This is a genomic window from Sphingomonas sp. (assembly GCF_031380695.1).
Classification (GTDB): domain Bacteria; phylum Pseudomonadota; class Alphaproteobacteria; order Sphingomonadales; family Sphingomonadaceae; genus Sphingomicrobium.
This window is the reverse complement of sequence record NZ_JANMWY010000253.1, coordinates 1-9,460: the sequence shown is the minus strand read 5'-3', so window position 1 is coordinate 9,460 and position 9,460 is coordinate 1. Positions and strand designations below refer to the sequence as shown.

Genomic DNA, 9,460 nt, shown 5'->3' with positions numbered 1-9,460 from the left:
GCCTTCTGGACCGAGGCGATCGCCTTGCGCAGGTCTTCGGCGGCCGGCTTGCCCTGCTCGTTAACCAGCCGATTGGTGCTGTCGGCGAGGATGCCGACGCGCTGCGCCGCGAGTCCGGCATTCTTTGCCGCGACCTGGGCTTCGCCGATGGCATTGGCGAGGTCGGGCGAGCGGTCGGCGAGGACCTTGCTGGTCTTGTCGAGATTGTCGAGGATGTCCGCGATCGAATTCTGGTTCTTGTCGCTGAGCAATTCGGTCAGCCGTTCGGTCAGCCGCTGGATGCGGTTGAGCAGTTCCGGCGCCGAGTTGAGCAGCGCGCCGAGCCCGCCCGAGCCTGACGGGATGACCGGGCAGCCTTGAGGCCCGGCCTGGTCGATCGCCTTGCCGCCCTTGACCGCGCCGTCGAGCGAGATTTCGCTGGCACCGGTGAAGCCGACGCCCTTGATCTGGGCCGTAGTACCCTGGAGGACCGGCGCGTCGCCGTCGACCTTGATCCGCACCCACACGAATTCGGGGCGGTTGGGCAGCAGCGCGATCTTCTCGACCTCGCCGACCGGGACGCCGGAATAATTGACCTGCGTTCCCTTGCTGATCCCGCCGACGCCCTGGCTGAAATAGATGTCGAAGCAATTGCTGGCCTTGGTCGAAAGCCCGGCGAGCCACACGAAGAACAATAGCACGCCGACGAGCAGCGCGAGCACGATGGTGCCGACCAGCACATGGTTGGAACGTGTCTCCATCAGCGCTTACGAAGTCCGCTCAACGGCCTGCCCCCTGTTGTCCGATGCCGCGTTACTCGAGTCATGGCTAGCATCGCCGTGATGAGCCGCCGCACGACCGCGTGGCCCGTTGAAATATTCCTGGATCCAAGGATGATCCAAAGCCAGCAACTCCGCGATCGTTCCCACCGCGATGATCTTTTGATCGGCGATCACCGCCACCCGGTCGCAGATCGCGTAGAGCGTGTCGAGGTCGTGGGTGATCAGGAACACCGTCAGGTCGAGCTGTTTCTGCAGGCCCTTGATGAGCTCGTCGAAGGCCGCCGCGCCGATCGGGTCGAGCCCGGCGGTCGGCTCGTCGAGGAACAGCAGCTCGGGATCGAGCGCGAGGGCGCGGGCGAGGCCGGCGCGCTTGCGCATCCCGCCCGACAGCTCCGACGGGAATTTCGGCCCGGCGCTCTCGTCGAGGCCGCTCATCGCAATCTTATAGCCGGCGATCTCGTCGAGCAGCGGCGGCTTGATGAACGGGAAATATTCGCGGATCGGCACTTCGACATTCTCGGCCACGGTCAGCGTCGAGAACAGCGCGCCGTTCTGGAACAGGATTCCCCAGCGCCGGCGGATGTTCTTCGCCTCGTCCTCCGACCGCCCGATCATATTCTCGCCGAGCACCTCGATCTCGCCAGCCACGGGGTGCTGAAGCCCGATGATCGAGCGCATCAGGACCGATTTGCCGGTACCCGACCCGCCGACCACGCCGAGAATCTCGCCGCGCCGCACGTCGAGATCGAGACCCTCGTGGATGATCTGCTCGCCGAAGCTATTCTTCAGCCCGCGCACGGTAATGATGATCTCGTCGCTCACAGCCAGCCGATGCTGCTGAAGAAGACCGCGAAGACGGCGTCGAGGACGATGACCATGAAGATCGACTGGACAACGGCATTGGTCGTGCGTCGCCCGACCTCCTCCGAATTGCCCTCGACCAGCATACCCTGGAAACAGCCGCCGAGCGCGATGATGAAGCCGAAGACTAAGGATTTGATCAGGCCGACGTCGAGGTCGTGGAGCGGAACAACTTCACTGATCCGCATGGCGTAGGTGGCTGGCGTGATCTTGAGGCTGACCCAGCAGAAGACCCCGCCGCCGATGATCGCGGTGAGCATCGAGAAGAACGACAGCAACGGCATCATCAGCACGGTGGCGAGCATGCGCGGCACGACCAAGGCCTCGACCGGCGACACGCCGATCGTCCGCATCGCGTCGATTTCCTCGGTGATCTTCATCGTCCCGATCTGCGCGGCGAAGGCCGAGCCGGAGCGGCCGGCGACCATGATCGCGGTCATCAGCGGCCCCAATTCGCGCACCGTCAGGCGGCCGATGAGGTTGATGGTATAGACCTCGGCGCCGAACTGCTGGAGCTGGACCGCGCCCTGCTGGCCGATGACGACGCCGATGAGGAAGCTCATCAGCCCAATGATGCCGAGCGCCCGCACGCCGACCGCGTCGAACGAGGAGACGACGGCATTCATCCGGAAGCGCTTGGGCCGACGGATGACATTGCCGAAGCCAACCAGCGTCGCGCCGAAGAAGCCGAGCAGCCCGAATAGCGTCTGGCCGACCTCGACCGTCCAGGTGCCGAGTTCGGCCAGCGCCCGGGTGGGGGCGGGGCGCAGGTCGGGGCGGACCTGGACCGGATGGTCGGCAGCGGCGACCTGTTCCAGCAGCGCCTTCACCGCCGCGCTCTCGCCGACGATATGCGCGCCGCGGTCGCGCTGGGTGCGGTGGATCAGCCAGGCACCGACCGTGTCCATCCGATCTACCCCGGCGAGGTCGATGGTCATGCCGTCGGGCATCGCGTCGAGTTCGCGCTGGGTCGATCCGGCGCGACCGATCGTCAGCGCCCCGGTGCACCGGAACGACTGGTCATTGTCGGAGGGATTAAGGTCGGTCACGGCCATGGAAATTAAAGAGTGCTCGAAATCAGCGTGGGCGGCAAGGGCCGAGCGTGACCGCCCCTTCCCCGCTGCCCCGATACAACTATAGCGCTCCGCCATGACAAGCGTTCCCCCGGTGCCCGTCGCGGCGCGATGGACGGCGATCCTGCTGGCCGGATCGCGGCCGGGCGGCGATTCCTTCGCGCTGGCCAACGGGGTCGCATTGAAGCCGCTGATCCCGGTGGCGGGTGAGCCAATGGTCGTACGGCCGGTGCGCGCGTTGCTCGACGCTGCGGAAATCGCGACGGTGCGGGTGCTGGCGCAGGAACGCGACGCGATTGCGGCGGTGCTGCCGAGCGACCCGCGCCTGTCGGTCGAGCGATCGAGCGGGACGATCGCGGCGACGATCGAGGGGTTGCTGGCCGATCCGGCGACGCACTTTCCGTTGCTCGTGACGACCGCCGACCACGCCTTGCTCGATGCGGCGATGATCACGGAATTTTGCGCGGCGGCGACGGGGACCGACCTGGCGGTGGGCGTCGTCGAGCGGCGCGCGCTGGACGCGCGACTGCCGGGATCGAAGCGAACGTGGATCGGGTTTCGCGGCGGGGCTTATTCGGGCGCGAACCTGTTTGCGTTCGGATCGCCTGCCGCAGTGCGCGTGGTCGGTCTGTGGCGGACGGTCGAGCAGGATCGCAAGAAGGGCTGGCGGATGCTGTTCGCATTCGGGCCGGCGCTGCTGCTGGGGGCGGGGCTCAGGGTGCGGACGATCGACCAGTCGCTGGCGGCGATTGGGCGCACGCTGGGGCTGACGCTGCGGGCGGTGGTGATGAGCGACCCGCTGACCTGCGTCGACGTCGACAAGCCGGTCGACCTGGTGCTGGTCGAGCGCATCCTGAAGGAACGCGGGTGAGCCGCCTCGCCATCTACGACATGGATCGGACGGTGACGCGCAACGCGACCTACACACCGTTCCTGCTGCACGCGGCGCGGATGCGGGCGCCCTGGCGGCTAGCGCTGGCCCCGGCGGTGGTCGGATCGATGGCGGCCTATGGGTTGAAGGCGATCGACCGGTCGCGGCTGAAAGAGATCAACCATCGGCTGATGCTGGGCGCGGCGCTAAGCGACGAGGAGCTGTCGCCGGTGGTTGAGGCATTTGCAGAACGGACCTTGCGCGGAAATATCCAGCCGGGGGCGGTGCGCGCGATCGCTGCCGATCGCGCCGAGGGACGCCGGCTGGTGCTGGCGACGGCGAGCTATGCGCTTTACGCGAAGTCGATCGCCGAGCGGCTGGGGTTCGACGATGTCATCGCGACGCGATCGGTGCGCGCGGCCGACGGGCGGCTGATCGCGCGGATCGACGGCGAGAATTGCTATGGCCCGGCGAAGAAGCGGATGATCGGCGCGTGGCTTGCCGAGCAGGGGCTGGCGGCGGACGGCGCGGAGGTGCGGTTCTACTCCGATCATCACAGCGATGCGCCGGTGTTCGAGTGGGCCGGGGAAGCGGTGGCGGTAAACCCCAGCCGCCAGCTGCGCGCGCTGGCCGAAGCGCGCGGCTGGCGGATCGAGGACTGGCGCTAAACCGCGTTCAGCGCATTCGCAAAATCGGCGATGAGGTCGTCGGCATTCTCCACCCCGATCGAAATGCGGACGAGATTGTCGGTGATGCCGAGCGCCTGCTTGCGCTCTTCAGGGACCGACAAATGGGTCATCGCGGCGGGGGCGCTGGCGAGGGTTTCGGTGCCGCCGAGGCTGACCGCGAGGTGGGCGATCTGGAGCGCGTCGAGGAAGGCGAAGGCCTCGCGCTCGCCGCCCTTCAGGTAGAGTGAGAAAGTCGATCCGGCGCCGGTGCAGTGGCGGTTGTAAATGTCGGCCTGGCGTGATCCGGGTTCGAGGAAGCCGAGATAGCCGACCTGCTCGACCTTGGCGTGGCCCCGCAGATAGTCGCACACCTTGACCGCATTCTCGCCGGCGCGATCCATGCGCAATTCGAGCGTCTCGAGGCTGCGCAGGAGCATCCACGCGGTGTTGGGGTCGCAGATCGTGCCGATGGTGTTGCGCATCATGCGGACGCGGTCGAGCAGCGCCTTGTTGCCGACCAGCCCGCCGGCGACGAGATCGCTGTGCCCGCCGGCATATTTGGTCAGGCTGTAGACCGAAATATCGGCGCCCTGCGCGATCGGCTTGGCCCACAGCGGGCCGAGGAAGGTGTTGTCGATCGCGATCGGTGGCTGCTCGTCCGGGCCGAAAGCGGCGGCGCGGGCGGCGGCGACCGCTTCGACATCGACCAGCGCGTTGGTCGGGTTGGCCGGGCTTTCGAGATAGATCAGCGCGACCTTGCCTTGCGCCTTCGCCTTCACCATCGCGGCGTCGATCTCCGCGCGCGTCGCGCCGGCGGGAAAGTCGACATAGGTGACGCCGAACTGGCTGAGGATCTTGGCGATGAACGTCTCGGTCGCGGCATAAAGCGGGCCCGAATGGACGATGACGTCGCCCGGGCGAACGAAGGTGAACAGCAGGGTAGCGATGGCCGACATGCCGCTGGAGAAGGTCAGCGCCGCCTCGCCCTCTTCCCACAGGCGCAGGCGATCCTCGAGGATCTCCTGGTTGGGGCCGTTGAAGCGCGAATAGACGAGGCCGTCGCTGCTGCCCTGGCGCTTGCCGGTGATGGTTTCGAAGAAGCGTTTTCCGTCGGCTGCCTTTTCGAACACGAAGGTCGAGGTGAGGAAGATGGGGGGCTTGAGCGAGCCTTCTGACAGCGTCGGGTCATAGCCATGGCCCATCATCAGCGTCGCCGGGCTGAGCTTGTGGTTGCCGATGGTCGTGCGCGGCGTCTTGGGGCGGCGGCTGGTCGTTTCGCTGGTCACTTGGTTTCTCCTGTAACCATCTTCTTAGCCGGGCGGCACGGTTTCGGCTAGGTGGGCAGCCCGATCAACGAGAATTGGCGGCCGTAATCGGCCTCGCCGCGATGGGTGGCGCGGCGGAAGCTGAAGAAACGGTCGGGGTCGGCATAAGTGTCCAGCCCGAGCGCTTCGACCCGGGCGAGACCGGCGGCGGCGAGGCGAGCGACGACATAGGCTTCGAGATCGAAGTGCGGGCGACCGCGCGGACCGTCGGCGAAGAAACGGTCATTGGCGGGATCGGCGGCGAAGAAGCGGGCCTGAAACCCTTCGTCGACCTCATAACTGGCCTCCGCAATGCACGGGCCGACAGCGGCGACGATGTACTCGCGGCGGGCACCGAGGCCTTCCATTGCGGCGATGGCAGCATCGGTGACGCCGTCGATCGCGCCGCGCCAGCCGGCGTGGGCCGCGCCGATCACGCCCGCTTCCCGGTCGGCGAGGAGGACCGGGGCGCAGTCGGCGGTGACGATCCCAAGCAGCAAGCCGGGCCGGTCGGTGACCAGGGCATCGGCCTGGGGCCGCGCATCCATCGGCCAGGGTTCGGCGATGACGGCGGTGGCGGAATGGATTTGATAGACGCGGGCGAGCGCTGCGCCGGAAAGGACGGCCTCGCTCGCCAGCGCGACGTTGCGGGCGATCGCGGCGGGATCGTCGCCGCTTCCGGTGCCGACGTTGAGCCCGGCGACGAGCCCGGTCGACACGCCGCCGCGCCGGCCGAGGAAGCCGTGCGGGATGCCGTCGAGCAGCGCGGCGCGGTTCACCTCGACGGTCATAGCGCGACGCGCATGATGATATCCTCGTCGGCATGGTTGCCGACCATGAACCGGTAGGAAGCGATTCTGACGTAGCCGCGCTTTTCGTAGAACCGGCGAGCGCGATGATTGTCGATGTAGACGCTGAGCTGAAGGTGACGCGCGCCGACGCCCCGGGCGCGATCCGTGGCCCAATCCATCAGACTGGCGCCGATGCCCTGCCCGGTGGTCCGTTCGAGCACGTAAATCTGGCGAAGCTCGATCGTATCCGGCGGACTTGCGATCGGGAAGTCAGGCGGACCCAGCTTGACGAAACCGACCGCCGCCCCGGTCGAGTCCCGGGCGAATTGGAAGTGGAAGCTGGGATCGGCCAGTTCGTGCGCGAAGTCCGCCGCAGTCTTGCCGGCGAGGAACAGGGCGAGATCGGACGGCGCGTAGAGATGACCAAAAGTCTCGGTGAAGCTGACGCCGAACAGGTCGGCGATCTCGTGTGCGTCGGCAAGGGCTGCGTCGGTCAGGATCATGGTCATGCGCGAAATCCGGCGGGTTCGGGCCAGGCGGGCGACCGAAGGGCGATTACCTTAAATAGCTCGCCCATCTCGGCCGCGTCGCACAGGCGGCGGCGGGCAGCGGCGATCTCAGCGGTGCGGTGCGGAGTGGTGGCAGCCAGCGCCATGGCGCGCGCGGCGATGCCGAGCCGTTCGAGCCAGCTGCCCTGGCTGACGAGGGGCGAGACCGACGCGCCTACGCTCCCGGCGGCGCGGGCGAAAGCGGCGAAATCGACGTGGGCAGTGATGTCCTGTTCGCCGGGGTCGGCGAGCGGGTTGGCATAGTCGTGCGCGCGGACGGCCTGCAGCGTGTCCCCCGCCCCGGCTCCATCATGGCCATAGTCGACGATCAGCGCGACGCCGCCGTCCCTGGCGAGGTGGCGGGCGAGGTCGGCGGCGGCGGCATCGCGGGCCGGGGAGTCTTCGCGGATCGGGCCGTCGGCAGTGAAGGAGAAGTCGTCGTCGACAATCGTCACGCGGCGCTCTTCTGGTCCGATCCATTGGCAGACCGAGAGCGCGTCGAAAAATTCATTGGCAACCAGGAGCAGGGGGCGGGCGGGGAGCATGTCGATCCGGTCGTGCCATGTCGCACCGGGAAATAGCCGAGCCTGCGCTGCGCGGAGTAATGGGCTGGTCTCGACCAGATGCACCTCCCCCACAAAGCCCGCGCCGCGAATCACCCGCAACGCGTCGGCGGCAAGAGTACCGCGACCGGGACCGAGCTCGGCGAAGATCGCGTCGTCGGGCGCCCCCGCGCGAAGCCAGCAATCGGCCAGCGCCGCGCCGACCATCTCACCGAACATCTGGCTGATTTCCGGCGCGGTGGTGAAGTCGCCCGCGACGCCGAGCGGATCGCGGGTCGAGTAATAATGGTTATTGGCTTCGGCCATATAGTCGTCGATCCCGATCGGACCCTCGGCAGCGATCCGCGCGCGCAGCCGTTCGGCGAGGCTGGTCACGGCCCTACGCGACGCTGGCCGTCCCGAAGGTCGGCTCGACCCGCACGCGGCGCTTCTTCGCGGTCAGTATCAGGTAGAGGCCGCCCAGGATCATCGGCAGCGACAGCCATTGGCCCATATGGAGGCCGGTCGCCTGGGCGAAATGCGACAGCTGGGCGTCGGGCTCGCGGATATATTCGATACCGAAGCGGAAGATGCCGTAGAAGAAGATGAACGCGCCGACGAGCTTGCCCGGCTCGTAGCGAGCCTGGGTTTTCCAGAACATCCACCACAGGATGGCGAACAGCAGCAGCCCCTCGAGCGCCGCTTCATAGAGCTGGCTGGGGTGGCGCGGCGGGCCGAGGACGGTCATGCCGGCGATCGTCTCGGGAAAGCGGATCGCCCACCGCACGTTGGTCGGCGCACCCCATAGTTCGTGGTTCACGAAATTCGCCAGTCTGCCGAAGAACAGGCCCGGCGGCACGCAGCAGGCGGCATAGTCGTGGATGCGCAGCCAGTTGAGACCGTTCTTGCGGGCGAGGTAAAGGATGCCGAGGGTGACCCCGAGCACGCCGCCGTGGAAGCTCATCCCGCCGTCCCACAGCTTGAGCATGTCGAGCGGGTGGGAGAGATAATAGCCGAAGTTGTAGAACAGGATATAGCCGACCCGGCCGCCGAGAATGATGCCGAGCGAGGCATAATAGATGAAGTCGTCGGCGTGGCGACGGGCCATCGGCGCACCGGGCTGGGCAATCAGCTTGAGCAGATAAAAATAGGCCGCGAAGATGCCGGCGAGATAGGCCAGGCTGTACCAGCGCAGCTGAAAGAAGCCGAGATCGAGCGCCACCGGCGACAAGTGCAGGTCATTCCACGAAATGGCCTGGCTCGCGACTTCATACATGGGCTTCCCCCTCCGGCGTTGCCGCCTCATAAGGTGGCGGCCTTCAAAGGCAAAGGAGTGATGCATGCGTTCCGATCTCGATCGAAAATTCGACGAGTCCCTCGCCGAGGTCATCGGCCCCGGCGGAAGAATTATCATCGATCGCGATGATCGAGGGCAGGCGATCGTGGCGAACTTCCCGGCGACCCTGCCGGGGTTCTTCGATGCCTTCTGCGCGCTGAACGGCGCGGTCGAGGCGCTGGTCGCGGGTGACGAGCGGCTGACGTTTGCCGAACTGAACAGCTGGGCCGACCGACTCGCCCCGGCGCTGGTCGCGCGCGGCGTTGCCAAGGGGGATCGCGTCGCCATCGCCATGCGCAACTGCCCGGCCTGGGTCGTGACCTACATGGCCGTGCTGAAAGCAGGCGGAATCGCGACGCTGATCAACGGCTGGTGGCAGGCGGAGGAACTCGCCCACGCGCTGCGCCTGACCGAACCGGTGCTGGCCATCGCCGACGCCCCCCGCGCCGCGCGGATCGCCGCTGCGCCCGGCGCATGGAGCATCGTAACCCTGCCGATCGAACAGCGTCTCGATGAGGCGCTTGCCCCGTTGCTGGCCGGTGCGGGAATGGCACTCCTTCCCACGGTCGATCCCGACGATCCCGCGACCATCCTGTTCACCTCCGGATCGACCGGCGAAGCCAAGGGTGCACTGTCGACCCATCGCGCGGTGACGACCGGGGTCTATGCCTATGCGACCGGGCTGATGACGCTGCTCGGCATCCT

Annotated in this window: 11 protein-coding genes; 3 read left to right on the top strand and 8 right to left on the bottom strand. The window is 66.9% G+C overall.

The features are described 5' to 3' along the window. The 3 genes from RMN84_RS09125 to RMN84_RS09115 form a co-directional block, all read right to left on the bottom strand. Nucleotides 1–740: MlaD family protein (locus tag RMN84_RS09125; protein WP_309611860.1), on the bottom strand; the 740-nt coding region annotated here is incomplete at its 3' end. Between the two features lie 6 nt (nt 741–746). Beyond that, the gene (locus tag RMN84_RS09120; RefSeq protein WP_309611861.1) at nt 747–1,589 is read right to left on the bottom strand and encodes an ABC transporter ATP-binding protein; all 843 of its coding nucleotides are present in this window, start codon (nt 1,587–1,589) and stop codon (nt 747–749) included. Next, nucleotides 1,580–2,677, bottom strand: coding sequence for an MlaE family lipid ABC transporter permease subunit (locus RMN84_RS09115; RefSeq protein ID WP_309611859.1), 1,098 nt, complete (start codon nt 2,675–2,677; stop codon nt 1,580–1,582). The genes RMN84_RS09120 and RMN84_RS09115 overlap by 10 nt, the downstream gene beginning before the upstream one ends. A gap of 94 nt (nt 2,678–2,771) precedes the next feature. Here RMN84_RS09115 and RMN84_RS09110 point away from each other — a divergent pair, with 94 nt between their 5' ends. After that, the gene (locus RMN84_RS09110; protein WP_309611858.1) at nt 2,772–3,566 is read left to right on the top strand and encodes an NTP transferase domain-containing protein; all 795 of its coding nucleotides are present in this window, start codon (nt 2,772–2,774) and stop codon (nt 3,564–3,566) included. After that, nucleotides 3,563–4,234, top strand: coding sequence for an HAD-IB family hydrolase (locus RMN84_RS09105; RefSeq protein ID WP_309611857.1), 672 nt, complete (start codon nt 3,563–3,565; stop codon nt 4,232–4,234). The genes RMN84_RS09110 and RMN84_RS09105 overlap by 4 nt, the downstream gene beginning before the upstream one ends. Here the strand turns inward: RMN84_RS09105 and RMN84_RS09100 are convergent. Genes RMN84_RS09100 through lgt form a run of 5 tightly spaced genes read right to left on the bottom strand, consistent with a single transcriptional unit; the run spans nt 4,231 to nt 8,695 of the window. Then, complete coding sequence (locus RMN84_RS09100; protein ID WP_309611856.1) at nt 4,231–5,520, bottom strand: cystathionine gamma-synthase family protein; 1,290 nt, start codon at nt 5,518–5,520, stop codon at nt 4,231–4,233. The two genes, RMN84_RS09105 and RMN84_RS09100, sit on opposite strands and share 4 nt — an antisense overlap. A gap of 47 nt (nt 5,521–5,567) precedes the next feature. After that, nucleotides 5,568–6,329 (bottom strand): peptidoglycan editing factor PgeF, encoded by a 762-nt coding sequence (gene pgeF / locus RMN84_RS09095; RefSeq protein WP_309611855.1) that lies wholly within the window; start codon nt 6,327–6,329, stop codon nt 5,568–5,570. Further along, nucleotides 6,326–6,838: a GNAT family N-acetyltransferase gene (locus tag RMN84_RS09090; RefSeq protein WP_309611854.1), complete on the bottom strand. Its 513-nt coding sequence runs from the start codon at nt 6,836–6,838 to the stop codon at nt 6,326–6,328. Before RMN84_RS09090 ends, pgeF begins: the two co-directional genes overlap by 4 nt. Further along, nucleotides 6,835–7,815 carry an SAM-dependent methyltransferase gene (locus tag RMN84_RS09085; RefSeq protein WP_309611853.1) on the bottom strand — a complete coding sequence of 327 codons (981 nt, stop codon included), beginning with the start codon at nt 7,813–7,815 and terminating at the stop codon, nt 6,835–6,837. The genes RMN84_RS09090 and RMN84_RS09085 overlap by 4 nt, the downstream gene beginning before the upstream one ends. Before the next feature lie 4 nt (nt 7,816–7,819). Continuing rightward, nucleotides 7,820–8,695 carry a prolipoprotein diacylglyceryl transferase gene (gene lgt, locus RMN84_RS09080; RefSeq protein WP_309611852.1) on the bottom strand — a complete coding sequence of 292 codons (876 nt, stop codon included), beginning with the start codon at nt 8,693–8,695 and terminating at the stop codon, nt 7,820–7,822. 64 nt (nt 8,696–8,759) lie between these two features. Here lgt and RMN84_RS09075 point away from each other — a divergent pair. Beyond that, nucleotides 8,760–9,460, top strand: a 701-nt coding sequence (locus RMN84_RS09075; protein ID WP_309611851.1) for an AMP-binding protein, incomplete at its 3' end; no start/stop codon positions are given.

Excerpts from the sequence above, each read along its gene's own strand:
- RMN84_RS09090 (WP_309611854.1), bottom strand. The coding sequence starts at position 6,838 with ATGACCATGATCCTGACCGACGCAGCCCTTGCCGACGCACACGAGATC.
- RMN84_RS09115 (WP_309611859.1), bottom strand. The coding sequence starts at position 2,677 with ATGGCCGTGACCGACCTTAATCCCTCCGACAATGACCAGTCGTTCCGG.
- pgeF (WP_309611855.1), bottom strand. The coding sequence starts at position 6,329 with ATGACCGTCGAGGTGAACCGCGCCGCGCTGCTCGACGGCATCCCGCAC.
- lgt (WP_309611852.1), bottom strand. The coding sequence starts at position 8,695 with ATGTATGAAGTCGCGAGCCAGGCCATTTCGTGGAATGACCTGCACTTG.
- RMN84_RS09110 (WP_309611858.1), top strand. The coding sequence starts at position 2,772 with ATGACAAGCGTTCCCCCGGTGCCCGTCGCGGCGCGATGGACGGCGATC.